This is a genomic window from Agrococcus sp. Ld7, from assembly GCF_045064095.1.
Taxonomy (GTDB): domain Bacteria; phylum Actinomycetota; class Actinomycetes; order Actinomycetales; family Microbacteriaceae; genus Agrococcus.
The window spans coordinates 136,146-160,249 of the sequence record NZ_JBISGY010000033.1 but is presented as its reverse complement, the minus strand read 5'-3'; the positions used below and the strand labels follow the sequence as shown (position 1 = coordinate 160,249).

Here is a 24,104-nt window from a genome sequence, read left to right as displayed (position 1 = left end):
CCGACGGATGTGCGAGCCACGGGTGATTCATAGGGTGGAGGCATGGCTGGAATGCGTGGGAACGGTTCGAGAATGGGCCTCGGCATTGTGCTGGGCATCGCGGTCGGTGCCGCTATCGGCGTCGCGCAGAACAACCTGCCGCTGTGGCTCGCCATCGGTGTGGCGCTCGGCATCGCGTTCGGGGTCGCGTTCCGTGCCCGCACGCAGACCGACGGCAACGCGGATGACGCCGACCGAGGCAGCGACGAGTCCGATCGGCTCCCTCCCGCGTAGCGCCTGGCGCGGCGCGATGCGTCTCAGCCGCACCCGGCCGCGCTCGGATTCGTCATGCAGTCGCCGTTCGTCAGCACGGTGTCGACCTCGAAGAGTTTGACGGTCACGCTCGGGGCATCGACCGGCAGGGTGCCTGGCACCGAGAACCAGCCGCCACCGGTATCGACCTCTGCGGTGAAGACGACGGTGACGGATGCTGTCACGTCTTCGCGGTCTGCATACGTGTGACTCGTGGACGTCTCGCTCCACGACTGATCCGGGCCGCTCCACGCGGCGCCCGATGCTGCGGACTCCTCGATTGTGCCGTCCCCATAGTCGAAGCGGTACGTGCTCGGAGTCCAGCGCACCTCGATAGGAGCATCGAACAGCTCGCCGTCCATGGTGTGCGTCTCGGCCGTGGCGTAGAAGTTGGTCGGAGTTCCCACGACGCCCCACCCGTCGGGCTCGACCACGAGCTCGCCGACGAGTGGCGCGAACCGAGCGAGGTCGCTGATCGTGATCGGAAGCTCTGTCCCAGGGACGACCGGGCGCAGGTCGATCACGCGGACGCAGTCTCTGCCGATAGCTCGGTATGCCTCGCAAATCGCGATCCAAGGATCAACGAATTGATCGCCTAAGCCGAGCCCAGGGCCTAGGTCCCCCGCCCGGCCGCAAGAGACGCCAACTCCGACGTAACTGCCGGCGAATCCCGCGCCAGGCTGAGTGCACTCTCCAATCTCGCCCGGCGACGGGTCCGGCATCGTGCTGGAGATGATCGATCCAAGAGTTAGCGCGAGCGCAATCAGGAGCCGCATCCGGGCAACTCCGGGTCGGTCTCGGGTGGTCCGATGTCGGCGATGATCAGGCGATCGGAGTCATAGGTGAAGACGAAGACTCGGGGCTGGCGCGTCACGCCTCCATCGATCTCGAGCCCTGCTTGATCGGTAGTAGTGACGCCGGACGTGTCGATGCACACGAGCATTCGAACCGTCCCACGGCTTTCATCCGCGGGCACCCTGGCTCCCAGCATGGGAGTGTCGAGTGTTGACTCACCTTCGAGGGTGAGTCCCTGTTGTTGGAAAGCCTCCAGATCAGTCCGCACCTCCGCGATCGCCTCGTCGCTAGCGAGGGCCTGCATGCGCTCGGTTGGCAGCTCACGCGCCGCGAATCCGGCGTCGACCAGAGCGACGAACTGTGCGGCAACGTCGAATGCTTCGTCGAGCAACTGTTCGTCACTCCTTTGAGTTACCTCGGGTGATGCGGTCGCGGAAGAGTCGCCGCTCGCAGGCGGGGTCGTCTCGACTGGCTCCTCCGGAGTGCAACCGACCAGCAGCATCGTCGCGACCGACGCGAGCGCGAGGGCTGATCCGATCCTGCCGAGCATGGGGGCAGGTTACGCGACCGCGGAAGAGTGCGGAATGGGTTCTCCACAGCACCTCGCCGCGCCGGGGGCAGCGCCCCACGAAACTTGTCCGAGAAAGTTTGAGAATGGGCTTGCAATTGCCTCGACATTCGCTATATCTTCTTCACTGCGAACCTCACGCCGATACGAAAGGAGGAGCTCGCGATGTTTGACACGATCATCCCAACCGCTGGAGCCCTTCTTCCGGGCGGAGTCTCCTAGCGGCAACGCGCAGCGGCTGAATGTCGCAGATGCTGAACGAGCATCGCTTCTGCCGGGCCTTCATTGGCCTGCGACCCCTGCGTGACGCCCATCACCGCACGTTGACGCGCCATGCGCACGCGCTCGCCCGCTTCTGAGACGACGAGCAATCCGCGTCGCGCTCTGTACGCATTCACTCGAATGCAGAGCACTATTCGTCGCGCCATCGATCAGCAATTATTCGCAATATCTCGCGCCCAATGAAGGGGCGATATTGCCATGCCTGAAAGAAGAGAATCATGTCATCCGTTTCACTTGCGCTGCCGGCTCCCCGCCAGCTCGCACTCCGAGCGTCACGCCTGCTCGAGCACTGGGCGATGCGGTCGCACCGCGATGAGCAGCGGCGTCGCGAGGAGCTCGCCTACGAAGCAGCCCTCGAGGCTCGCGAGCAGCGCAACCTCGACGCCTTCGCCCGCCAGATGCTGGCGTGACCCACCACCGCGAACGGGGCCGTCCTCTGTGGACGGCCCCGTTCGCCCTGCGAGGCAACCTGCATGCCTTGCCACTGCCACGTGCTGAGAACGTCCACTGATCTTTGAGGTCTGCGGGCTAGATTCTTGCCGTGGCTCGAGCACCTGATCCCTCCGGCGCACCGATGCACGACCCCAAGCAGGGTGATGAGGCATCCGGTGATCTGATCGATGGCGTGATCGGCTCGATCCCTCCGGAGGCGAAGCGAGGCGCTCGGGTCGCCAAGCGCGAGATCAAGCGTGCTGTGCCGCTCTACCGCGTGCTGATCGCCGTTCGCACGGCCGTCGCCGCAATGGCCGCGTGGCTCATCGCGAACCGACTGGGCGGCGACCTCGCCGACTACGCCTACGCTGCACCGCTCGGCGCCTTCGTCGCGATCGGCACCAACGTGTTCACGATCGCACGCACCGCGCTGCAGCAGGCGATCGGCATGACCGTCGGCGCGCTGCTCGGCATGTTCATGATCCTGATGGATTGGAACGGCATCCTCGAGATCGGCCTGATCGGCGGCTTCGCCGTGCTGCTGCAGGGCGTGCCGCGCTTCACGCAGGGCGCCGCCCTGGTGCCGGTCGTCGGGGTGCTGGTGATCATCTTCGGCGGCGTCGACGCAGACGGCTACGCGCTCGGCTACGTCGGCCAGTTCACGCTCGGCATGGCGGTCGGGGTGCTGGTCAACGCGCTCGCCCCGGCGCTCTACGACCGGGAGGCGCGCAACCAGATCCGCGATGCCGTCGATGACCTCGGGCGACGGATCGATGTGCTCGCCGAGACCATGCGCGGCGAGTGGCCACCAGAACGAGAGGATTGGGCGGGCTGGGGCCCGGAGCTTCGGAACGCCGTAGAGGATCTCGGCGTGCAGGTCGAGGAGGCACGGGACGCGAGACGCCTCAACGTGCGGATGCTGTGGCACAAGCACGACCTGCAGGCCGACGAGCGCGCGCTCACCGCCCTGCGATCGGTCGTGCACCGCACCGAGGACGTGCTCGAGGCGGTCGCGAGCACGGCGTGGGAGCAGCCCAACGGCATCACGATGGAGGAGGACGAGCGCCAGCTGGCTGCAGACGCCGTGGCGGCGCTCGCTCAGCACCTCTATGCGTGGCACGGTGCGCGCGACGTGGAGGCGGCATCCGCGACCTCTGAGCGCGCGATCGATGCGCTCTACCAACGGGTGATGGAAGTCGATCAGCCGCAATCAGGCGTGGTCTCGGTGGTCTTCGCCCTGCGAGCGATCCGCGAGCGCATCGATTGGGCGAGTGCGCGGCAGAACGCCGAGGCCTGAGCGCCGCACGCTACGCGCTCGAGCCGAATCCGTCGCCGCTGCGGCGGCGCACGGGGTCCACCAGCAGCCCGCGGTCCTCTCGCATCCACACCTGCCCGGTCGCGCGCCGCTCTGAGCGGGTTGCGAACCGGTACCGGTAGACGCGCGCGCGCACCCACGCCGGCCGCTCGCCATTGAACGGGTCCGCGCCGAGCAGGCGCAGCGTGGGCGGGTCTGCCTCCAGTAGCTGCGCGAGCAGCGCCCGGAACCACGGACCGCGCGAGCCGAGCGCCAGGAACCACATCATCCAGTCGAGCCGCAGGTGGTACGGCGCGAACCACCCCGGCACTCGCCGCAGATCGCCGGGCTTGCCCTTGAACGTGTACTCCACCCAGTCGTCGTCACCGGGCGCATCCGACCCCGTGAGCTGCTGTCGCAGCGTGCCCTCGATCACGATCTCGTCGCGCACCTTCGTGACGGTGCCGAAGGCGCCGTAGGCGTTTGCGAGCCGCAGCCGGTTGAACGAGGCGTTCATGAGCTGTCGGCGCGAGAGCAGGTTGCGCACCGCGGGGATCGACAGCCACAGGTAGCCGACGAAGACGACGACAGTGAGGATGCTGAACCAGAGCGGCGTCGGTGCATAGCTGTGCTCGGCGGGCCAGGAGGGCAGCAGCCACGAGACCGCGCGGTCGTCGATGGCGGCGAACGCGAGCACGATCGTTGCCCAGTTGAGCCAGGCGAAGTTGCCCGTGAGCACCAGCCACAGCTGCGTGAGGATCACGACGGCCGCGGCGGCGCTCGCGATCGCCGGTCCCGGCCAGGGCAGGAGCAGGGCGAACAGCAGCCAGGGTGCCAGCAGCTGCGCCACGTGGTTGCCGATCACCTCGCCCTTGTGGAACCAGCGCGGCAGCAGGTGCGCGGTGCGGCTGAGCGGCCCCGGCATCGGCTGCGTCTCGTGGTGGAAAGTGAGGGCCGTGAGGTCGCGCCACTCGCTCCCGCCGCGGATCTTGATCATGCCCGCGCCGAACTCCAGCCGGAAGACCAGCCACACGATCAGCAGCAGCGTGAGCATCGGGGGAGCCGTCGCATCCGACCCCATGAACGCCACGAGGAACCCCGCCTCGCACAGCAGCAGCTCCCAACCGAAGCCGTAGAACACCTGGCCGATCGGCAGGATCGAGAGGTAGGCGATCCAGAGCGCGAGGAACGCGAGCATCGGCAGCCACGGCGGGCCGAGCTGCGGCAGTCCCGCGACCAGCGCGAGCGCGATCGCGATGCAGACGAGGCAGAGGATGCGCAGGAAGCGATCCGAGTAGTGCCAGCGGAAGATGCTGAGCTGGCCCTCGAGCGCGCAGGCCGCGATAAAGCGAGGGGCGGGGAGCAGCCCTCGCTCGCCCAGCAGCGCGGGAAACTGCAGCAGCGTCGACAGGAACGCGACCGCGAAGAGCAGCGCGGTGCCGCGCTGCAGCACCTGCCTCGCGAGCTCGGCGTGCGGGGCGTCGAGCCAGGCGAGCATCTCCCACTCCAAGCCGCACCTCCTCGTCGGCGTCCTACGGCAAGCGTTCTGCGTTCACGACCTCGAGACAAGCCCCGGTCAGCACAGCGCGACGACCCCGCGAGAGCGAGCCGCGTCGGCAAGCCGTCGATCTGTCGTCGCGAGTGGCAGGCCGAGGTGCTCGGCCGTCACGAGGGCACAGCAATCGGGCATCCGCAGGCGCGTGGCGACTCTGGCGCGAGCGAGCAGGAACGCTTCGTCGGGCGCCGGCTTCGCAGCGCGAATGCCGAGCAGCTCCAGCTGGGCTCGGGCTCTCGTCTCCTGCTGCTGCGCCACGGCGTAGACGAGGGCCTCGCCGAGGTTGACCGGGTGCATCAGTGCGGAATCTCGAGCCTCGAACACACCGCGAGCGAGCTCGTGGTGGGCGTCGTCGCGGTTCCAGAGGGCTATCAGGATCCCGGCGTCGATCACGATCCCGGCGTCGACCACGATCACTCGGGCCAACCCCTGCGCAGCTCGTCGAGGTAGTTCGGCGGGATGCCGACGTAGAGGTCGGCCATGCCGTCGAGCGCGGCGATGCGTTGGCTCCGGCGCTCGGCGCGTTCGTTCTCCAGCTGCTCCGCGCCGACCGTGGCGAGCCGTTCGATCAGGCGGGATCGCGGTTCGCCGGGCCAGTGCTGCTCGGCGACTCGCAGGGCTTGCGCGAGCGCGTCGGTCTCCGTGACCTGGTATCGCGGGCGAGTCGTGGGCATGCGCAGAGTGTACCTCCGGTGATCTCGGTGGTACACCTACCACGAAGCACAGCGCTGCCGATGCGCGAGCACGCGCGTCTGTGGAGTGGCGATGCTCAGCGCGGCCCGGCCGCCCGTCCGCTCGCATCCGCAAGGCGGCGGGCGACGCCCTCGACGATCGCGCGGCGGCTGGCCCGTCCCTCCGGCACGGGCAGCAGCGGCGTGACGTGCACCGCGCCATCGAGCTCGTGATAGCCGGCCAGCGACGCCGCGGGCAGGCGGTCGCGGAGCAGCCGGCAATCGGGCATCGTGATGTCGCGCGTGCCCACCCAGAGATCGATCGGCGGCAGTCCGCGCAGCTCGCCGTTGATCGGGCTCAGCCTCGCATCGTGCACGTCGACGCCGCCCGCCCACGCCTCGGCGATCGGATGCAGGCCAGCGCGCGTCAGCCACGGGTCGGTCGGCTCGACCGCATCGACGCCGGGATTGCTCATCGACAGGTCGAGCCAGGGCGCGATGAGCGTGGCGCCCGTCAGCGGGACCGCGCTCTTGCCGATCGCCGCCTGCGCGGCGATGAGCGCCAGCCCGCCGCCGGCGGAGTCACCGATCAGGTGCACGGGTCTGCCCGTAGCACCGAGGCCACCCAGCACCTCCATGACGAAGGCGAGCGCCTCTACGCCCGTGTGCTGCGGCGCCAGGCCGTAGATCGGTACGTGCACCTCTGCGCCCGTCCGCTCGGCGAGATCCGCGATCAGCCCCCAGTGCTGGGAGACGATCTCGTTGCAGTACGCACCGCCGTGCAGGTAGACGACGGCCGGGCCCTCCCCGGCGCCGACGGGAGCGTCACTCCAGCGCACCACGTGCACATCGAAGCCGCCCACCCGCTCGCCCCGCACGGAGCACCGCCGCGTGAGCGATCGAGGCGGCGTCGACGAGCGCTTCTGCCGAGCGAGCATCGCCCTGCCGGCGGCATCCGTCGCGAAGCGCGGCTTGTAGACAGTGCGCAGCAGCAGCGCCAGCAGCTGCATCTGCACACTGGCCACGTCGCCTCCCGCGCTCGTCGGATGCCGCCAGCATAGGTGTGGTGGGCCGGTCAGGATCTCGGCGACCCGCTGCTCGCGCGGGGCTTCCGGCGGCCGACCGACTCGAGCTCGGCGATCTCCTCCTCCGTCGCGACCCGGAAGCTGCCCGCCGCCGTCGCCTCCACGGGGCGCCGACCCTGGCCGCGCGTGGCGATCAGCGAGGCGCCGATCGAGACGGTGATGATGAGCGCGACGACCGCGAGCGACACCGTGGTCGGGATGTAGAAGACATCCAGCAGTGCCATCTTGATGCCGACCCAGACGAGCACGAAGGCCAGCCCGATCTTCAGGTAGATGAAGCGGTGGATGAGGTCGGCGAGCAGGAAGTACATGGCGCGCAGGCCGAGGATCGCGAAGGCGTTCGCCGTGAAGACCAGGAACGGCTCGGACGTGACGGCGAAGATCGCCGGGATCGAGTCGACGGCGAAGACGATGTCGGTGACCTCTACGAGCACGAGCACCGCCAGCAGCGGTGTCGCGACCAGGACGCCCGCCTTCCTGACCAGGAAGCGCTGCCCGTAGTAGACATCCGTCATCGGCACGAAGCGCCGGAACAGGCGCAGCACCACCGAGCGCTCGGGGTGCACGTGCTCGTTGCGCGTGCGCAGCAGCTGGATGCCGGTGAGGATGAGGAAGGCCGCGAAGACGTACAGGATCCAGGAGAAGTTCTGGATCAGCGCGGCTCCGGCGGCGATGAAGATGCCGCGGAAGATGAGCGCTCCGAGCACACCGAGGAACAGCACCCGGTGCTGCAGCTCGCGCGGCACGGCGAACGCGGCGAAGATGATCGCCCAGATGAAGACGTTGTCGACGGCGAGCGACTTCTCGATCAGGTAGCCCGCGAAGTACTGCTGCCCGTACTCGGCACCCCACATGTTCCAGACGACGATGCCGAAGCTGATGCCCGAGAGCACCCACACGATCGACCACGCGAGCGCTTCGCGCACGCCGATCACGTGTGCTCGACGGTGGGCGAAGAGGTCGATCGCCAGCATGGCGACGATGGCGCCCAGTACGGCGAGCCAGGCGTAGAGAGGAACGTCCAAGGGAATCTCCAGTTGTCAGTGCAACCGGAGGTCTGATCCGAGATCGGCGTTCAGTGATCTCGCATGTGCCGGAGCTCGATGGCGAGCACGAATTGACGACACATCCCGGGGGACTACTCCCCTCCGCGAGCAGGCTAGCAATCCTCGTGTTCGGTCGTCAATGATTTTCGCAGGCCGCGTTCGTGCCGCGCGTGCAGTTTCGCCGCCCGTGCGCAGGTGCGGTCGGTCAGTCCGCCTCCGCGCCGCACGAGCGGAGCGCCGCCTTGGCGGCGTACCAGCCGCTCATGCCGTGCACGCCGCCGCCGGGCGGGGTTGACGACGAGCACAGGAAGACGCGGCCGGGTGTCGGCACGCGGTACGGGTTCGCGAGCACCGGGCGCGCGAGCTGCTGCGTGCCCGCGAGCGAGCCGCCGCCGATCGAGCCGCCCACCAGGTTCTGGTTCCACAGCTCCAGCGCGGCAGGCGGCATCGCTCGTCGATCGACGATGCGCTCGCGGAAGCCGGGCGCGAAGCGCTCGATCTGCGCCTCGATGGCAGCGGATGCGTCGCCCGGCCACGCGTGCGGCACATGCGCGTAGGCCCACACCAGGTGCTTGCCCGCCGGCGCCCGCTCGGGGTCGGCGGCGGTCGGCTGTGTGACCAGCACGAACGGTCGCTCCGGCATGCGGCCGCGCGCCACGTCGGATTCGGCCGCGGCGATCTCGGCCATCGTGCCGCCCACGTGCACGGTGCCCGCGCGGGCGACCCGCGCATCCGCCCACGGCACCGGGCCGTCGAGCAGCAGGTCGAGCTTCGAGATGCCCGGGCCGTAGCGCCAGTTCGCGAGCCTGCGCGTGTAGCCGCCCGAGAGGTCGAGTCCCGCGAGCCGCAGCAGCTGGTGCGGGGTGAGGTCGAGCAGCACGACGTCGGCCCGAAGCTCGCGCAGGTCGGTGACGTCGACACCCGTCTCGATGCGGGCGCCCGCGGCCTGCGCGACGCTCGCCAGCGCATCCGCGATCGACTGCGTGCCGCCGCGCGCGAACGGCCAGCCGGTCGCGTGGCCGAGCCCGCCGAAGGCGACGGCGAATGCGCTCGTGATCGGTGCGCCGAGCGGCAGCGTCGCATGCGTGGCGCTGCCGGCGAAGAGCGCCTGCGCCGCCCCCGAGCGGAACACCGAGCGAGCGAGCAGGCTGGCGGGCCAGGCTCCGCGCAGGCCGATGCGCGCGAGCAGCAGCGTGTCGTCGGGCACGCGGATGAGCGGGGCCATGATGGCCTCGGTCGTCTCGTAGGGGTGTGCGGTCGTGGGCGCGTGCATGCGCAGCCAGGCGCCGGCGTCGACGCCCAGCTCGCGGGCCGTCCGCTCGGCGTCTCGGTGCAGGATCGCCGCTCGGCCGCCCGGCAGCGGATGCGCCATCGGGTAGTCGGCATGCACCCACTCGAGCCCGTGCTGCTCGAGGCCGAGGGAGCGGAACGCGGGGCTGGTGGCGCCGAACGGATGGCCGGCGGCGCCGAGATCGATGATGGCCTGATCGCCGAACGCGGGTGCGGATGCCGCGGCGCCGCCGATCTGCGGCAGCCGCTCGAGCACGGTCACGTCGAGCCCGGCGCGCGCGAGCACCGCGGCGGCGGTCAGCCCGTTCGGGCCGGCGCCGACGATGACGGCGGTGGTCATGCTGCCTCCTGAAGTGGGCGTCGCTCGTGCAGGTTCAGCCTGGCGCGACCGCCGCCGGGGTGCAAGCCGTCGGCGTCCAGCGTTGCCAGGCCAGCCCACAGGTGGCGCATGCGTCCCCCGTGCTACTACTGCGGTAGTCCCTGCACCGGCGAGAGAAGGCAGCGTGCGCGTCCCCGCTCCGACCGCGCAGCCATCGGCTGCCGGTTCAGAAGCTCGAACGCCGCTCCTGCGCGCAGTCGACGTCAGCCGCTCCTACGGACGCGGCGAGGCGGCGTTCCACGCACTGCGCGGCATCACGCTCGACATCCGCGCGGGAGAGTCGCTCGCCGTGGTGGGCAGGTCCGGCTCGGGCAAGTCGACCCTCATGCACCTGCTCGCGCTGCTCGACCGGCCGACCGGCGGCCGCGTCGAGATCGAGGGGCGGGATGCCGCGAGTCTGCGCGCGAGCGAGCTGAACCTGCTGCGCAACAAGCGGTTCGGGTTCGTCTTCCAGCAGTTCTTCCTCACCGCTGGCCAGTCGGTGCTCGAGAACGTCAGCCTGCCGCTCGTGATCGCCGGCATGCCGCCGAAGGAGCGGGACCGCCGCGCGATGCACGCGCTCGACTCGGTGGGGCTCGCAGACAAGGCGCGAAGCCGGGCGAACGACCTCTCGGGCGGGCAGAAGCAGCGGGTGGTGATCGCGCGGGCGCTCGTGAACGAGCCGTCGGTGATCTTCGCCGACGAGCCCACCGGCAATCTCGACACCACCACGGGCGCGCAGGTCGAGCAGCTGCTGTTCGACCTCCACGCGCAGCGCGGGATCACACTCGTGGTCGTCACGCACGACGCGGCGCTCGCGGCGCGCTGCGATCGCGCGGTCACGATCACCGACGGCCGCATCGCCGACGACCCGGATGCCGCAGGCGGGCGACGATGAAGGCCCGCGATCAGCTGCGGAGCGCCATCCGCAACGCCTTCCGCAGTCGGCTCCGCACCACGCTCACGGTGCTCAGCCTCTTCGTCGGGGCGTTCACGCTCACCCTCACGACCGCGCTCGGTGCCGGCGTCAACGACTACGTCGAGCGGCAGGTGTCGACGCTCAGCACCGGCGACATCCTGCTCGTGAGCCCGGCGGCAGCGGTGGCATCCGGTGACGGACCGGCCGAGTACGACCCGGACGGCAGGCAGCAGTCGGCACTCACCGACCCGCTCTCCTCCGGCACGCTGCTCAACGAGGCCGACCTCGCCGCGATCGAGGCGACCGATCGCGTGCAGCGGGTCGAGACCATCGGGCAGATCCGGGCCGACTGGATCCAGGCGCCCGATTCGGCGCGCTTCGAGCTGAGCATCAACCCCACCTCGTCGATCGGTCGCAGCGACCTCGTCGAGGGCGCGCAGCTCGAGCAGGAGTCGCCGGCGCGCCAGGTGCTGCTGCCCGACGACTACGTCGTGGCGCTCGGGTATGCCGATCCTGCCGCGGCGATCGGCTCGACCGTGACGATCGGCTACACCGACGCGACGGGCTCACCGCAGGAGACGGATGCGACCGTCGTCGGCATCGCCCTCACGAGCCTGTTCGCGCCCGGCGCCGGCGCGAACGGGGCGCTCGTCGACGAGATCGCCGAGGCGCAGGCCGTGCCGGGACAGCCGGGCGCCTGGCCGCTCGCCGTCGCGTATCTCGACAGCGGCGACGGCGGCGCGCTCACGCCGGAGGAGATCGCGACGGTCAAGGAGGAGCTCGCCGAGCACGACCTCGTGGGACAGACCGTGGAGGATCAGCTGGGGGTGATCCAGACGGTGATCGACGGCATCATCGGCGCCCTGTCGGCCTTCGCGATCATCGCGCTGATCGCCGCGTCGTTCGGCATCGTGAACACGCTGCTGATGAGCGTGCAGGAGCGCACGCGCGAGATCGGGCTGATGAAGGCGATGGGGATGTCGAGTGGCCGCGTGTTCGGCCTGTTCAGCCTCGAGGCCCTCTTCATCGGCTTCCTCGGCTCGGTGCTGGGCGCCGGCGTGGCCGTCGCAGCGGGCTCAGCCATCGCCGACGCGCTCTCCAGCACCGCGCTCGCCGACCTGCCCGGCTTGCGCATCCTGCTGTTCGAGCCGCTCACGGTCATCGCCGTGGTCGCGACCATCATGCTGATCGCCTTCGTCTCTGGCGTGCTGCCGGCTCGTCGGGCGGCGGCGCAGGACCCGATCGAGTCGCTGCGGTACGAGTAGCCGGCGTCAGGCGTGGGGACTCACGCGTCGCCGGGCAGGAAGCGCTCGCGGACGGTCTCCTGGTTGATGCGCACCAGCTCGGCGATCTGCTGGTCGGCGCGCAGCTGCAGCGCTCGCAGCATCCGCACCTCGAAGCGTCGGTCATCCTCGGCGAGCTCGAGCAGCGCATCCCACATCGACCGCTTGGCGCGCACCGCGCCGGTGAGGAAGTCGAGCTCGAACTGCGCCATCGAGCTGTGCCGCAGGCGCAGCAGGTTGACCGGATTGACGCTGCCGCCTGCGCGCAGCGCCACGGTGAGCAGGCGCTTCCAGCCCTTCGGCCGGAATCCGAGGCGCTGGATGAGGCTGGCGAGGTCGCGACGGTCGCGAGCGATCTCCTCGGCGAGCGCGAGCAGCGTCGGCTCGTGCGGGGTGCCCTCGAAGGTGCGGGCTGCCGCCTTGAACGCCTGCACGCCGCCCTCAGAGGCGAGCAGATGCTCGTTCAGGTAGGCGGCAAGGTTGTCGTCGGCGTCGCTGCGCGCGGTGCGTGCCATGGCGGTCTCCTCGGGGGCGTGTGCGGTCAGCCTGCCGCGTGCGCGTGCGACCGGCAAGTCAGCACGCCGATCATTCGGTGCGCCATCGGCGTGCGATGGCGACCAGATCCTGCGCGGGCACGGTCGGCGGATGCTCGCCGGATGCCCATACCGCCGCGAGCGTGCGGGTGAGCACCACATCCGCGACCTCGACCGTGACGAGTCGCCCCAGCGCCAGGTCGTCGGCGATGGCGAGCGAACTGAGCACTCCGGGCGCGACCCCGGCGGCGATCGCGGCCCGCACTGCCGCGGTGCTCGAGAGCACCACGCGGGGAGGTGCGAGCGCCGATCCGGCGGCGCCCAGGAGCAGGTGCTCGAGTGCCCGACGCGTGCCCGATCCCTCCTCGCGGGCGACCAGCGGAGTGGCTGCGAGCTCTGCCGCGCTGACGGGCCGCGACCTGCGCGCCCAGGGGTGCGCCGGTGCCACCGCCACGTGCATCCGATCGGTGCCGAGTGCCACGTGGCGCAGGTCTGCGGGGATCTCCGGCGTCTCCACGAACCCGAGCGTCACGGCCCGCGAGCGCACCGCGCCGAGCACCGCTTCACTGTTGGCCGCAGTGAGACCCACGCGCGTGAGCGGATGCCCGGTCGACTCCTGCAGATCGCGCAGCGAGACGAGCCAGCGCGGCAGCAGGTACTCGGCGATCGTGAGGCTCGCGGCGATGTCGAGCTGCCGCGCGGCCTCCGCGCGCACCGACTCGATACCCGCCTCCAGCCGCTCGGCGGCCGCGAGCACGTCCGACGCCCAACTGGCGATGATCGCGCCGGTCGCCGTCAGCGTCGATCCGCGCGGCGAGCGGGTGACGAGCGGCGCACCGACCTGCGCCTCGATCGCGCGGACCCGCGCGGAGACGGCCTGCTGCGAGACGCCGAGGCGGGCCGCGACGCGGCCGAGGCTGCCCAGCTCGCTGACGGCGACGAGCACCTCCAGCGCCGCGAGCTCTGGCACGTGCGGACCGGGCACCAAGCACCTCCCACAAAGCACGGTTGTGTGTGCACAAGGCTACGCCCTCTTCCGGTCGCTGCGCCGCCGCGATGGGATCGATGCATGACCCCCGCCGCATCCGCGCCGACCGACGACTCCCGCGCCGAGCCCGCGGCGCCCACCCGACGCTGGCAGGGGCATGCGCGGCGCGCGACGCCGGGCGTGGCGATCGCGGCGGGAGCGGCGGCGCTGGCCGCCGGCATCCACCTGCTCGTGCCGGCGGTGCCGCTGCTGACCGCTGCGGTCGCGCTCGGCATCTTGGTGGCGCAGCTGCCTCCCGCACGCGCGGCGCTCACGGGCGTGCTCGCGCCCGGCCTGCGCGTGGCGGCGAAGCGCTGCATGAGGCTCGGCATCGTGCTGCTCGGGCTGAAGCTCAGCCTGATCGACATCGCCGAGCTCGGCTGGGTCTCGGTGGTCGCCGTCGTCGGCGTGCTGGTGGTGACCTTCGTGCTGACGCTCGGGCTCGGGCGACTGCTGCGGCTTCCGGGCCAGCAGCCGCTGCTGATCGCGGCCGGCTTCTCGATCTGCGGCGCATCGGCCATCGGCGCCATGAGCCACGCCACCGGCTCCGACGACGAGGAGGCGGCGACACCGGTCGCGCTCGTCACGCTGTGCGGCACGCTGGCGATCGCGGTGCTGCCGCTGCTCTGGCACCCGCTTGGGCTGACCGCCGAGCAGTTCGGGCACTGGGTGGGGGCGGGCGTGCACGACGTCGGCCAGGTCGTCGCGACGGCGCAGATCGCGGGCTCTGCCGCGCTCGCGATCGCGATCGTCGTGAAGCTCACGCGCGTGCTGATGCTCGCACCCATGGTCGCGATCACCTCGCTCGTGATCCGCCGGCGGGCGAGCGTCGCGGTGGCGGGAGGCTCGCAGCCGCCGATCGTGCCGCTGTTCGTCGCGGGCTTCATCGCCGCGATGCTCCTGCGGACGTTCGTCGACGTGCCCGACGCCGTGCTCGAGACCGCGGATGTCGCGCAGACCGCGCTGCTCGCGATGGCGCTGTTCGGCCTCGGTGCCGCCGTGCGGTTGGGCTCGCTGCTGCGCACGGGCTGGCGCGCCCTTGTCGTCGCGCTGCTGTCGTGGGCGATCATCGCCGCGCTGGCCTATGGAGCGGTGCAGCTGGGCTGAGCGGGGAACTGCCCGCGGCTGCGCGCTGCGCGCGAGCCGGCCTGCTCGCTCGGGCTAGGTTTGACGGATGCTCGAGCGAGGCCTGATCAGTGTCGGAATCGACCTCGCGTGGGGTCTCGCGAGCGGCAGGACCGGCGTCGCCGCGCTCGATGCGAACGGTGCGTACGTCGCCTCAGCGACCCTGCGGACCGACGACGAGATCGTCGCGTGGGTCGAGGCGGCTGGAGCGGGCGACGGCCTCGGCGTGGTCGCCATCGATGCGCCGATCGTCGTGCCGAACCTGACGGGGCGGCGGGACTGCGAACAGGAGATCCACACGCACTTCGGTCGCTTCGATGCGGGTGCGCACTCGACCAATCGATCGAAGCCCACCATGGACCCGCCACGCGCGGAGACGCTGGTGCGTCGCCTGGGTCTCACGTTCGATCCGTCCTCGCACGAACGGAGCGGGCTGGCGATCGAGGTCTACCCCCACCCGGCGATGGTGGGGCTCTGGGATCTCGATCTGATCCTGAAGTACAAGCACAAGGCGAAGTACGCGTTCGAGTTCAGGCGAGAACAGTTCCTGCTGCTGCTCGACCACCTCAACGGCATCGAATCGCTGCAGCTCGCTGACGCGCCACGGTGGTCGCAGATCGAGGAGGTCGTCTCGGTCGCGCTCACGCACGGCGAGCTGAATAAGGTCGAGGACGAGGTGGACGGGATCGTCTGCGCCTACCTCGCCTGGCTCTGGGCGGAGCGGGATGCGCGGCTGAGGGTCTTCGGCGATGTGCATCGCGGCTACATCGTCGCGCCGCATCCGCCCACCCATTCGGCTCGTCCCCGCTCCGAGCGCGTTGCACCGAGGCGGACGGTGAGGTTCGAGGAGTCAGCGGACCCAAACCCAACGCCGATCACCGAGCCGCCCGGCTTCGCCCTCCATGGGCCCTCCGCTCAGTGGTCGCTCACCCCGGCGGAGGCGACCGCGCTGGAGTGCGACCTGAGACGGCTGAGAGAACGCAGCTGAGCTCGCTGGCCCGCACGGATGCCCCGGTGTAGCGTGCGAGAGACCAGTCAGAACGTCAGGAGTACCCAGTGACCGAGCCCATCGGACCCGTCGACGCCAGCCGCGTGCCCCGCTTCGCGGGCATCGCCACCTTCGCGCGCCTGCCCCGCATCGACGAGGTCGAGCACGCCGACATCGCCGTCGTGGGCGTGCCGTTCGACAGCGGTGTGAGCTTCCGGCCGGGAGCCCGCTTCGGGCCATCGCACGTGCGCGAGATCAGCCGCTTGCTGCGGCCCTGGAACCCGGCGCAGCAGGTCGCGCCGTTCGGCAGCCAGCAGGTCGTCGACGCCGGCGACATGGCGGTCAACCCGTTCTCCATCGACGAGGCGGTCGCCGACATCGAGGCGCACGCGCGTGAGCTGACGGCGAACGGCACGCGCCTCGTCACGATCGGCGGCGACCACACGATCGCGCTGCCGCTGCTGCGCGCGACGCACGCCATCCACGGCCCGGTCGCGGTCGTGCACTTCGACGCGCACCTCGACACCTGGGACACCTACTTCGGCGCTCCCGTCACGCACGGCACGCCGTTCCGCCGCGCGAGCGAGGAGGGCCTCATCGACCTCACCGCGAGCGTCCACGTCGGCACCCGCGGCCCGCTCTACGCGCAGCAGGACCTCGACGACGACGAGCGCCTCGGCTTCGTACCGATCACCTCGGTCGAGATCGAGGAGACGGGCGTCGAGCGAGCCATCGAGCGGCTGCTCGAGCGGATCGGCGATGCGAAGGTCTACATCTCGATCGACATCGACGTGCTCGACCCCGCGCACGCGCCCGGCACGGGCACGCCCGAGGCCGGCGGCCTCACGAGCCGCGAGCTGCTGCGCATCCTGCGGGCGATGTCGCACCTCGAGATCGTCGGCGCAGACGTGGTGGAGGTCGCGCCTGCCTACGACCACGCGCAGATGACGGCCGTTGCGGCCAGCCACGCGATCTACGAGCTGATCTCGGCGATGGCGCCGCGCGACTGACGCGACCCCACCCCGCCGGGGGAGGAGCCGGCCGCGCCACCCAGACGGTCGAGGAGCCCGCCACCGCAGGCGTCGGGCGTCACGAGACCAAGACCCGCACCCAGGCAAAGGAGCCGACCGTGCAGCATCCCTTCCTCACCGACCGCTCCCGCGGCTTCCTGCCCTCGCCGGTGCGCGACGTGTGGGAGGCCTCGATGCAGCCCGGCGTCATCTCGCTCGCCGGCGGCAACCCCGACCTGGCGCTCGCCTCGCTCGACTGGATGGCGGATGCTTCGGCGCGGCTCGTGCGCGACCGGCCGCACGAAGTGCTGCAGTACGGCTCCGGCTACGGCATGACGGAGCTGCGCGAGGCGATCGTCGAGCTGATGGCCGCCGAGCACATCGCGGCCGACGTCGACAGCATCCAAGTCACCGCTGGTTCGCAGATGGCGCTCGACCTGGTCACGAAGGTGCTGTGCGAGCAGGGCGACACGGTGCTGGTCGAAGATCCGACCTACGTGGGCGCGCTCGGCACGTTCGGCGGTGCGGGCCTCAGGGTCGAGCATGTCGCTATGGATGCCAACGGCCTCGTGCCCGACGCACTGCGCGAGCGCATCCGCCGCCTCGCCGCTGAAGGCCGTCAGCCGCGCATGCTCTACGCGGTACCGAACTTCCAGAACCCGAAGGGGGTCACGCTCGCGCCCGAGCGGCGACCAGAGATCGTCGACATCTGCCGACAGGCGGGCATTCCGATCATCGAGGACAACCCCTACGGCATGCTCGCGTTCGAGCCCCGCACGGTGCCGTCGCTGCACGAGCTCGACCCCGAGCACGTGGTCTACCTCGGCACGTTCTCCAAGGTGCTCGCGCCCGGACTGCGGGTCGGCTGGGCCGCGGCGCCGACGTGGATGCGGCGCTCGCTGCAGCTCGCCTCGGAGTCGACGGTGATCTGCGCCTCGCCCTACAGCCAGGCGATCGCGGCGGAGTTCGTGACCGAGCAGGATTTCCGTGCGGCGATCGCAAGCGCCGCCGCGGTCTACGGAGAGCGCGCGCATGCGCTGTGCACCGCGCTCGACGAGCATTTGCCCGCGGGGTCGACGCTCACCAAGCCCGAGGGCGGCTTCTTCACCTGGCTGACCCTGCCCGAGGGCTGGACGACGGATGCGCTGCTCGACGCCGCGATCGACGAGCAGGTCGTCTTCGTGCCGGGTGCGGCGTTCTGTGCGCCGGGCGAGGGAGAGAGCGAGCTGCGACTTGCCTACTCGTTCGAGTCGCCGGAGCGGCTGGCGGAGGGTGCTCAGCGGATGGGGCGTGCGTTCGCGCGGGTGGCGGCTTCGCGACCCAACTGACTCGGCTGCGATCGACCCGTCGTTGACACGTCGTTACCGCGCAGAGAGCCTGGAGCCGACGGCAACGCCGGGCCGCCGCCGCGCTTCGTTGTCGCACCAAGGGAGGAATCGACGTGAGCACCCACACCATGGTCGTTGCGACCTACACCGCCAAGCCCGAGACCGCCGACCAGGTGGCCGAGCTGCTGCCGACGCTGGCCGCGGCGAGCCGCCAGGAGTCGGGCAACATCTCGTACTCCGTCGCCCGCGACCTCGAGCATCCGCAAGTGTTCACGATCGTCGAGGTCTACGAGGATGCGGAGGCGTTCACCGCGCACCGCGAGAGCGCCCACTTCGCCTCGATCGGCAAGATGCAGATCATCCCGCTGCTGGAGTCGCGCGAGGTCGTCGGCTACGAGGGCGACGGCGCGATCGGCTGAGCTCTGGACGCAATCGGAGCCTCGCGCGGTGCGCTGCATCTTGCGGCTCCCGGCCCCTGCGTGATGCTCCACCCATGCAGACGACGCCTGCCGCAGCATCCGGGCCCTCAATGGCGTTGACCGCGCGGGTGACGATGATCGCCCCGGTCGTCGCCGTGATGATCAAGCTGCCGACCGCTGGCTTCCTCATGTGGTACGCGGTCATGTTCACGGGCTTGCTTTGGGTCGCGGGCTACGCGCTGGTGGTGATCGCAGTGGCGCGAGAGATGCTGTGGTCGCAGGGCTCGATGCGCTTCGGCTCGCGGCGCATTCGCGCGACGCTGTGGGCATGGCTGACATCCATCGGAGTCCTGGTCTTCGGATTGACGTGGGTCGACAGCGGTGGCGGGCCCGAATACACGAACTCGACGCTGACGCTGCTGCTTGGCCGGCCACTCCCTCCTTCTGCCGTTCACGACGTCTCGACGGTCATCGCGTGCGTCGCGGCTTTCGCGTGGATCTTCGGCTGGGTCGCGCTGCTGGTCGAGTGGGTGTTCGGGAGTGCGGATCGGGCGGACGCAATGGCTCGTTCAGAGCCGCCGACGGCGTAGGCGTCGCACGCGCTGCGCACATGCGCTGGCAGTCCTCCTTCGAAGCGGCCGATAGCGTTGTCGTACGAGCGGTCGGAGGGGGGATCACGCGATGCCGGATCTGGCGAACGGGAACTACGTCTCGCAGGCCGACGCCGACCGGCAATGGGTGCCGGCGGCTCGCGACGTGTTAATCGAGACGGCGCGCGAGTACGGCGCGTGGATCACCGAGGACGAACTGAGTCGGCGGATCCGGGCCAGCACCGGCATCACGACCCGGCAGCCGACGGCTGACTGGATCGGGCGCGTGCTGGGCAAGGTCGTTGATGATGCGCGCAAGCGGGGCGAACCGCAGCTGGCCTCGTTGTGCGTGCGAGCCGATCTGACGATCGCGGTCGGCTACTCCGGCGTTGCGGCGGGTACGGATGCGCGCACGCGAGAGCGGATCGCCGCCGAGGATCGCCTCGCCTGCTATCGGTGGCACGGAGCGACGATGCCAGAGGACGGCGGGGCGCCGGTGGTGCTCGCGCGGGTGCCCGAGCGGACCGAGCGCACGCGTCCGGCGCCACGCACGCGCACGGCACCGCGCGCAACCGCGTCGCCACGGCCGCAGCTGCGCGAAGTGACGTGCCTGAACTGCTTCATGGTCGTCCCGGCAGCGCCGACCTGCAGGGATTGTGGCGAACCGCTGCCGGACGCGACGGCGAGCTCTTAGGAGCACAGTCGCTCCCCGCACGAGCCCGCGGCTCGCGGGCGGTGGGAGTGCTTCGCCGGAGCCTCGCAGGGCTTCGCCGTTCGGGCGGGCGCCCCGCAGGAGCGCCCGCTCGAACCAGCGCAACTACCGAACCTCGAAGGTCCATCCGCCGTCAGCCATCACGGTCACGACCGACGGGCCGGCGCCCATGGGCACAGTGCCGGAATACGCCCCGATGTCGTTGACGAGCAGGCCCATCGAGAACATGTCGTCGGAGTGCTGCTGCACGATGAAGTTCGCGGACCCGTCGAGTGTGAGCGCGGCAGCACCGGCCGCTCCGTCGTGGAGGAAGACGCCGTCGCCGCTGCCCGACTCGGCAAGCTCGGGCGCGTTCGCGATCGGAGCGATCGTCAGCTCCCACGCGCCATCCGCGGCCACCTGCAGGCGCACGCCTTCGGAGAACGCATTGAGGCCGAAGGCCGTCTGGCCGCTGTAGCTGCCGATCGTGTTGACGAGCAGGTCGCCGGTCGACTCGTTGTCGGCGTCGAGCGCCTGCACGATGAAGTTCGCGGAGCCGTTGTGCGAGGCGGTGACGAGGCCGCCGGATGCGGGCAGCTCGATGATCGTGTCGCCGGAGCCCTGCTGCGTGACTGGCTCGAAGGTGCCGAAAGTCTCGGCCGCCCATGCGGCTGCGTCGTCCGCGGTGTCTTCGACGACAGGTTCTGCCGCCGGCTCCTCCTCCGCCTCTTCGGGCGCCTCGTCAGCAGGTTCGTCAGCGGGCTCTGCCGGGGCGGCGGCCGGATCCTCAGCTGCGGGTGCGGAGACGGGAGCGCTTCCGGCGGTGGCGCCATTCACACCGCCGAAGATGATCCCGAGCAGCAGCCACGCACCCGAGACGACCCATGCCACCTTCTTGTGCTGCTGGTAGCCGGCGAGCGGGCGCCGCAGTTTGTCGGTCTGGTTGCCCGTGAGCGTGAGGATCAGGTCGACGAGCCACCAGAGACCCAGGCCACCGAAGGTCACGATCTTGAGGATGCCCGTGCCGATCTTGCCGAGGTAGAAGCGGTCGACGCCGAGCCCGCCGACCAGCAGCGCGAGCAGCCAGGTCGTGAGGAAGCTCTTCTGCTGCGCCTGCGGAGCATTGGCGGGCGCACCGTAGGGAGCGGTAGGCGCGGGGCCGTAGCCCTGCGGGGCGTGCTGCTGCACGGGCGCGGAGGGCGGCGGCACTGCGCCGTAGCCCTGCGGAGGGATGGAGTGAGATGCGGGGACCTCCGTGGGTCAATGAAGCTCGAACAGCACTACTCAACTTGCGGGAGTCCTCCTCACGCCACCGCCGCACGGCCAGGTGCAACTTGTGCATCCCTCAGCGTGGATGACGCCGTTCGAGACGGTCCGCGAACTCAATGAACTCCGCAGCGATGCCTGCATCTGTCGTTCGCCAGTCCGCCTCGAGCTGCACATGGTCAAAGTCGTCGTACATTGCGCCCGGGTCGCGCCTGCTCGGGTAGGCCTTGACGGCGAATCCCGTCCAGGTTCGGCCCGGGTACTGACCGAGCATCAGTTCGATGCAGTTTCCGCTACTGAGTTCATAGGCGACGTATACGACTGCCACACGCCCGTCGCTACGGCCCCATGCCCGGTCGTTGCCGGAGACGAGCCACGATTGCTGAACCGCATGCCTGGGGGAAAGTTCATCGAAAATCGTCGAGGCAAGTTTCTCAGCGCGCCGACGGAGAACTCTATTGACGCGGTTCAGGGCCTTGAAAAATTCACCGAGGGCATTTTGCTCGAGCGCGGTTGCAGCCCAAAATGCTTCTAGCATCTCTGCTTCTGAACCTGCGCTCACACGCCGCTCCTTCTCGCTGATGTTCTCGACGAACTGCTCGAGAAGCTCGAAGCTCCGACGGTCGATATCGGGCAGCTCATCCAAAGCGGCGAGAAGGTGTTCGAAGTACTCATCGTAAGTGATCGACTCGGAAATCCATCGGCCATCGCGCGCGGACAACACGCGCTTAGTTGGCGAAAGGACGAGCGCAACGACTCGGGATTGGGATATTGCCGCGTGACGCACGTATGATTCGAACGGGTTATTGATGCTTGCATCGATTTTGTTCTCCAGGACGATCGCAAGGTCATGTTCTTCGTTGCACATAAGGATATCGATCCGACTGCGATCGCCCGCTGTGGCTTCAACTTGAACTATCCACGCGTCTGACCCCAGAAGAGAAGCCGTGTCCAAAGGCGTCCCGGGTTCGCCGGAGAGCGAGATTGTATGCGCGCCGTCGACTAGGCGCAATAGCGCGTCAATCCCGGCGCTGCCCATGCGGTGCCGCCGATCACGCGGATTGAGAAAGTATGCAAGTACCCGTGACGCCACAGTTTCCCACCTTGGGAATCCTGACAGTTCGAAAACATTGATGGGCCGCGACGGTGTGCGGATGACATCGAAGTCGTGCAGAAGGAAGGAAAAGGCAGAGGCCTTCGCCGAGCCGCCGTCTACCGATTCGTCAGGCATGGTCGTAGCGTAATAGTCGCCCACCCTTTGCGCTCAACTTGATCGTTACAGCAATGACTCCCGCCCGTTGTGTTGCGGGGAGCGTGCCGGTCGAGGACCAGGGTCGAGGATCGTGACTGTATCGCCATCCGCGACGACCATGCCGCCGCTAGCGACCTGACGCAGCTCCTGGATGAGCGCTGGGTCGAGCCGATAGCCGAGCGGCATGAGCGTCGTCACGATCTCGAACTGGCCGTAGGTGAACCACGGTGCAACGCTCGTGCCGAGCTGCAACGGATAGACGGCAGCGACGCGCGGATGCTTGCGAACGAGCTGATTGAGCATCGCGCCGCTTGCGTCGATGCCTGCGTAGCGTTCGGGGCGCACAAGACCGAGGTCAAGAATCCGTCCGGTGCCGCAGCCGAAGTCGAGCACCGAGGATAGGTAGGTCGAGCGAAGTCGCGCAAACGCCTGCTCCAAGTCGGCCGCGAGTGCGTCGGATGTCGGGTGGGTGACATCCCAGCCCGAAGCCAGCTCGTCGAAAGGCGAGACGAACAAGGATTTCGTCATCGGTGCGTTCTGCACGCCGTAGAGGCGGTCGCTCGACGCCTGATTGATGAGTGCGGTGTCGCGCACGTCGCGATCCATCGTCCACCACTTCACGCCGCGCGCTTCGAGGTAGATGTCGGTGCGATCGTAGAACTTCGCTGGCTGCCCGAACGTGTGGATCACGCGGCCCGCGCGCACGTAATCGTCGTCGGTCATTCCGCTTGTGCGACCGCGCACCACGTAGCTGTGCGGCGCCGTCTTCGCGTAGGTCTTCGCGGACGTCCACTCGAGGTCGGCGGATTTCGCTAGCCACCATTCGAGATCTGCTGCGGTAATGCGGTCCTGCATCATCTGTCGTCCCTGGTTCCGTGTGTCCGTTTCGTACCGCTGACGATCGCTCATGGCACTGACATGTCAGCGTTGCGTGGTTTCATCAGGTCGAACCAGAGGGAGGCCGCGATGGAGCGCGAGGTGTACGAATCGTTGAAGGATGCGTTCCGCGATCAGCGCACCCACGAGGACAACCAGGCGTTCATCCGTCGCTTCGTTGAAAAAACCGACACGCATTCACTCGTGCGCTTCAGCAACCACTTTCGCGTCGAGCGGCTGAGCGGCGGGGTTGCGCTTCGCGTGCATTCCGGCTCGACGATCGGATTCCGCTCGGAGCAGGAGCTGCTCGACTTGGTCGGCGACGTCGACCGTTTCGAGAGTCGTCACCTGCCGGGCACCTGGGGCGTGCGCCATCCGCAGCACGGCCCTTGGCGTGGCCCCACGATCCGCAATGGCAATCGCCTTGATGGTGGTGTGTGTCCCAACTGTGGCAACCGGCTCCCGGTCTCGCGCCGCTGCGACTTCTGCTGAGCGGCGGGGCCGCTGGCCAGCATTCGACAAACATCAGAGGACGCTCTTACCCGAGAGCTCAGAGGAACTCGCGCAGGTTGAACCGGTCGATCGCGACGACGAGCACTCTCTGGAACGGGCAAAGAGTTGCCCTGCGCGCCCGTTCAGTTGATGCCCGCACCATGCACTAGACCTGTGCCATGACCCTCGAGGACGACATCCGCTCCGCCGCACAGGAGATCGTGCGCGCATTCCGCAGCAACGACGAGGAGACGTACTTCGCCGGCTTCGCCGACGACTGCTCCTTCGCGTTCCACACCGATCCCGCTCCGCTGATCGGGGCAGACGCCTGGCGCGAAGGCTGGCGCGAGCTGCAGGCGAGCGGTTGGCAAGTGAAGGACTGCCGCACGCTGTGGGATCACGTGCAGGTGATCGGCGGCGGCGGCGTGTATCTGCATGAACTCGAGACGACGGCCGGGGAGCCGGACGCGATCGAGACCTACCGAGAGCGCGAGTCGATCGTGTTCGAGCGCCGAGATGGGCGGCTGGTGGCCGTGCATGAGCATCTTTCGCCGATTTCAGCGCAGGGCGACGGCGAGGCGCAGGGCGACGCATCCGCTGGTGACTGAAAATGGTCTCGAGACGCGCCCTGCGGGCGC

27 protein-coding genes are annotated in these 24,104 nt (G+C 69.2%); 14 read left to right on the top strand and 13 right to left on the bottom strand.

The features are described 5' to 3' along the window. Positions 1-42 precede the first annotated feature (42 nt). Entirely contained in the window at positions 43-273 is a 231-nt protein-coding gene (locus ACJJVL_RS10570) for a hypothetical protein (protein ID WP_405218622.1), read from the top strand. 23 nt (positions 274-296) lie between these two features. Here ACJJVL_RS10570 and ACJJVL_RS10565 read toward each other — a convergent pair whose 3' ends face one another. Continuing rightward, entirely contained in the window at positions 297-815 is a 519-nt protein-coding gene (locus tag ACJJVL_RS10565; protein ID WP_405218621.1) for a hypothetical protein, read from the bottom strand. Between the two features lie 239 nt (positions 816-1,054). Then, positions 1,055-1,477, bottom strand: a complete 423-nt coding sequence (locus ACJJVL_RS10560; RefSeq protein WP_405218620.1) for a hypothetical protein — start codon at positions 1,475-1,477, stop codon at positions 1,055-1,057. Between the two features lie 677 nt (positions 1,478-2,154). Between ACJJVL_RS10560 and ACJJVL_RS10555 the strand changes: the two genes are divergently transcribed. Further along, the gene (locus tag ACJJVL_RS10555) at positions 2,155-2,346 is read left to right on the top strand and encodes a hypothetical protein (protein ID WP_405218619.1); all 192 of its coding nucleotides are present in this window, start codon (positions 2,155-2,157) and stop codon (positions 2,344-2,346) included. Positions 2,347-2,477: 131 nt separating this feature from the next. Beyond that, complete coding sequence (locus ACJJVL_RS10550) at positions 2,478-3,665, top strand: FUSC family protein (protein ID WP_405218618.1); 1,188 nt, start codon at positions 2,478-2,480, stop codon at positions 3,663-3,665. A gap of 10 nt (positions 3,666-3,675) precedes the next feature. On the opposite strand, the gene ACJJVL_RS10545 is transcribed toward ACJJVL_RS10550, so the two are convergent. From ACJJVL_RS10545 to ACJJVL_RS10520, 6 genes are all read right to left on the bottom strand, one after another. Next, entirely contained in the window at positions 3,676-5,172 is a 1,497-nt protein-coding gene (locus ACJJVL_RS10545) for a lipase maturation factor family protein (protein WP_405218617.1), read from the bottom strand. 66 nt (positions 5,173-5,238) lie between these two features. Further along, positions 5,239-5,634, bottom strand: a complete 396-nt coding sequence (locus ACJJVL_RS10540; RefSeq protein ID WP_405218662.1) for a type II toxin-antitoxin system VapC family toxin — start codon at positions 5,632-5,634, stop codon at positions 5,239-5,241. Beyond that, positions 5,631-5,891, bottom strand: a complete 261-nt coding sequence (locus ACJJVL_RS10535; RefSeq protein ID WP_405218616.1) for a hypothetical protein — start codon at positions 5,889-5,891, stop codon at positions 5,631-5,633. Before ACJJVL_RS10535 ends, ACJJVL_RS10540 begins: the two co-directional genes overlap by 4 nt. A gap of 95 nt (positions 5,892-5,986) precedes the next feature. Continuing rightward, on the bottom strand, positions 5,987-6,913 hold the full coding sequence (locus ACJJVL_RS10530; RefSeq protein ID WP_405218615.1) for an alpha/beta hydrolase fold domain-containing protein: 927 nt from the start codon (positions 6,911-6,913) through the stop codon (positions 5,987-5,989). A gap of 50 nt (positions 6,914-6,963) precedes the next feature. Further along, positions 6,964-7,998, bottom strand: coding sequence for a TerC family protein (locus tag ACJJVL_RS10525; RefSeq protein ID WP_405218614.1), 1,035 nt, complete (start codon positions 7,996-7,998; stop codon positions 6,964-6,966). A gap of 226 nt (positions 7,999-8,224) precedes the next feature. Beyond that, positions 8,225-9,748 (bottom strand): phytoene desaturase family protein, encoded by a 1,524-nt coding sequence (locus tag ACJJVL_RS10520; protein WP_405218613.1) that lies wholly within the window; start codon positions 9,746-9,748, stop codon positions 8,225-8,227. Between the two features lie 64 nt (positions 9,749-9,812). On the opposite strand from ACJJVL_RS10520, the gene ACJJVL_RS10515 reads away from it, so the two are divergent. Together ACJJVL_RS10515 and ACJJVL_RS10510 are read left to right on the top strand one after the other, a co-directional pair. Continuing rightward, complete coding sequence (locus ACJJVL_RS10515; protein WP_405218612.1) at positions 9,813-10,565, top strand: ABC transporter ATP-binding protein; 753 nt, start codon at positions 9,813-9,815, stop codon at positions 10,563-10,565. Beyond that, positions 10,562-11,851: an ABC transporter permease gene (locus ACJJVL_RS10510; protein WP_405218611.1), complete on the top strand. Its 1,290-nt coding sequence runs from the start codon at positions 10,562-10,564 to the stop codon at positions 11,849-11,851. Before ACJJVL_RS10515 ends, ACJJVL_RS10510 begins: the two co-directional genes overlap by 4 nt. 20 nt (positions 11,852-11,871) lie before the next feature. On the opposite strand, the gene ACJJVL_RS10505 is transcribed toward ACJJVL_RS10510, so the two are convergent. Next, positions 11,872-12,384, bottom strand: coding sequence for a hypothetical protein (locus ACJJVL_RS10505; RefSeq protein ID WP_405218610.1), 513 nt, complete (start codon positions 12,382-12,384; stop codon positions 11,872-11,874). Between the two features lie 70 nt (positions 12,385-12,454). Next, positions 12,455-13,387: a LysR family transcriptional regulator gene (locus tag ACJJVL_RS10500; protein ID WP_405218609.1), complete on the bottom strand. Its 933-nt coding sequence runs from the start codon at positions 13,385-13,387 to the stop codon at positions 12,455-12,457. Between the two features lie 84 nt (positions 13,388-13,471). Here ACJJVL_RS10500 and ACJJVL_RS10495 point away from each other — a divergent pair, with 84 nt between their 5' ends. The 7 genes from ACJJVL_RS10495 to ACJJVL_RS10465 all read left to right on the top strand — a co-directional run bounded on the left by ACJJVL_RS10495 (position 13,472) and on the right by ACJJVL_RS10465 (position 19,583). Further along, the gene (locus tag ACJJVL_RS10495) at positions 13,472-14,536 is read left to right on the top strand and encodes a YeiH family protein (protein WP_405218608.1); all 1,065 of its coding nucleotides are present in this window, start codon (positions 13,472-13,474) and stop codon (positions 14,534-14,536) included. A gap of 67 nt (positions 14,537-14,603) precedes the next feature. Continuing rightward, positions 14,604-15,542 carry a DUF429 domain-containing protein gene (locus ACJJVL_RS10490; protein ID WP_405218607.1) on the top strand — a complete coding sequence of 313 codons (939 nt, stop codon included), beginning with the start codon at positions 14,604-14,606 and terminating at the stop codon, positions 15,540-15,542. A 68-nt stretch (positions 15,543-15,610) separates the two neighbouring features. Further along, positions 15,611-16,552: an agmatinase gene (speB, locus tag ACJJVL_RS10485; RefSeq protein ID WP_405218606.1), complete on the top strand. Its 942-nt coding sequence runs from the start codon at positions 15,611-15,613 to the stop codon at positions 16,550-16,552. Between the two features lie 119 nt (positions 16,553-16,671). Continuing rightward, positions 16,672-17,880 (top strand): PLP-dependent aminotransferase family protein, encoded by a 1,209-nt coding sequence (locus ACJJVL_RS10480; protein ID WP_405218605.1) that lies wholly within the window; start codon positions 16,672-16,674, stop codon positions 17,878-17,880. A gap of 113 nt (positions 17,881-17,993) precedes the next feature. Continuing rightward, entirely contained in the window at positions 17,994-18,299 is a 306-nt protein-coding gene (locus ACJJVL_RS10475) for a putative quinol monooxygenase (protein ID WP_405218604.1), read from the top strand. Positions 18,300-18,373: 74 nt separating this feature from the next. Further along, entirely contained in the window at positions 18,374-18,889 is a 516-nt protein-coding gene (locus tag ACJJVL_RS10470) for a hypothetical protein (protein ID WP_405218603.1), read from the top strand. Positions 18,890-18,980: 91 nt separating this feature from the next. Continuing rightward, the gene (locus tag ACJJVL_RS10465) at positions 18,981-19,583 is read left to right on the top strand and encodes a hypothetical protein (RefSeq protein WP_405218602.1); all 603 of its coding nucleotides are present in this window, start codon (positions 18,981-18,983) and stop codon (positions 19,581-19,583) included. A gap of 123 nt (positions 19,584-19,706) precedes the next feature. Here ACJJVL_RS10465 and ACJJVL_RS10460 read toward each other — a convergent pair whose 3' ends face one another. The 3 genes from ACJJVL_RS10460 to ACJJVL_RS10450 form a co-directional block, all read right to left on the bottom strand. Then, positions 19,707-20,789, bottom strand: coding sequence for a TM2 domain-containing protein (locus tag ACJJVL_RS10460; RefSeq protein ID WP_405218601.1), 1,083 nt, complete (start codon positions 20,787-20,789; stop codon positions 19,707-19,709). A 136-nt stretch (positions 20,790-20,925) separates the two neighbouring features. After that, a complete protein-coding gene (locus tag ACJJVL_RS10455; RefSeq protein WP_405218600.1) occupies positions 20,926-22,077 on the bottom strand; it encodes a PD-(D/E)XK nuclease family protein in 1,152 nt (383 codons plus the stop codon). Between the two features lie 45 nt (positions 22,078-22,122). Next, positions 22,123-23,007, bottom strand: coding sequence for a class I SAM-dependent methyltransferase (locus ACJJVL_RS10450; RefSeq protein WP_405218599.1), 885 nt, complete (start codon positions 23,005-23,007; stop codon positions 22,123-22,125). Positions 23,008-23,064: 57 nt separating this feature from the next. Between ACJJVL_RS10450 and ACJJVL_RS10445 the strand changes: the two genes are divergently transcribed. Together ACJJVL_RS10445 and ACJJVL_RS10440 are read left to right on the top strand one after the other, a co-directional pair. Continuing rightward, positions 23,065-23,466: a hypothetical protein gene (locus ACJJVL_RS10445; RefSeq protein WP_405218598.1), complete on the top strand. Its 402-nt coding sequence runs from the start codon at positions 23,065-23,067 to the stop codon at positions 23,464-23,466. Positions 23,467-23,645: 179 nt separating this feature from the next. Then, a complete protein-coding gene (locus ACJJVL_RS10440; RefSeq protein WP_405218597.1) occupies positions 23,646-24,074 on the top strand; it encodes a nuclear transport factor 2 family protein in 429 nt (142 codons plus the stop codon). Positions 24,075-24,104: the final 30 nt, after the last annotated feature.

Excerpts from the sequence above, each read along its gene's own strand:
- ACJJVL_RS10570 (WP_405218622.1), top strand. The coding sequence starts at position 43 with ATGGCTGGAATGCGTGGGAACGGTTCGAGAATGGGCCTCGGCATTGTG.
- ACJJVL_RS10555 (WP_405218619.1), top strand. The coding sequence starts at position 2,155 with ATGTCATCCGTTTCACTTGCGCTGCCGGCTCCCCGCCAGCTCGCACTC.
- ACJJVL_RS10535 (WP_405218616.1), bottom strand. The coding sequence starts at position 5,891 with ATGCCCACGACTCGCCCGCGATACCAGGTCACGGAGACCGACGCGCTC.
- ACJJVL_RS10510 (WP_405218611.1), top strand. The coding sequence starts at position 10,562 with ATGAAGGCCCGCGATCAGCTGCGGAGCGCCATCCGCAACGCCTTCCGC.
- ACJJVL_RS10505 (WP_405218610.1), bottom strand. The coding sequence starts at position 12,384 with ATGGCACGCACCGCGCGCAGCGACGCCGACGACAACCTTGCCGCCTAC.
- ACJJVL_RS10495 (WP_405218608.1), top strand. The coding sequence starts at position 13,472 with ATGACCCCCGCCGCATCCGCGCCGACCGACGACTCCCGCGCCGAGCCC.
- ACJJVL_RS10490 (WP_405218607.1), top strand. The coding sequence starts at position 14,604 with ATGCTCGAGCGAGGCCTGATCAGTGTCGGAATCGACCTCGCGTGGGGT.
- ACJJVL_RS10470 (WP_405218603.1), top strand. The coding sequence starts at position 18,374 with ATGCAGACGACGCCTGCCGCAGCATCCGGGCCCTCAATGGCGTTGACC.
- ACJJVL_RS10465 (WP_405218602.1), top strand. The coding sequence starts at position 18,981 with ATGCCGGATCTGGCGAACGGGAACTACGTCTCGCAGGCCGACGCCGAC.
- ACJJVL_RS10455 (WP_405218600.1), bottom strand. The coding sequence starts at position 22,077 with ATGCCTGACGAATCGGTAGACGGCGGCTCGGCGAAGGCCTCTGCCTTT.
- ACJJVL_RS10450 (WP_405218599.1), bottom strand. The coding sequence starts at position 23,007 with ATGAGCGATCGTCAGCGGTACGAAACGGACACACGGAACCAGGGACGA.
- ACJJVL_RS10445 (WP_405218598.1), top strand. The coding sequence starts at position 23,065 with ATGGAGCGCGAGGTGTACGAATCGTTGAAGGATGCGTTCCGCGATCAG.
- ACJJVL_RS10440 (WP_405218597.1), top strand. The coding sequence starts at position 23,646 with ATGACCCTCGAGGACGACATCCGCTCCGCCGCACAGGAGATCGTGCGC.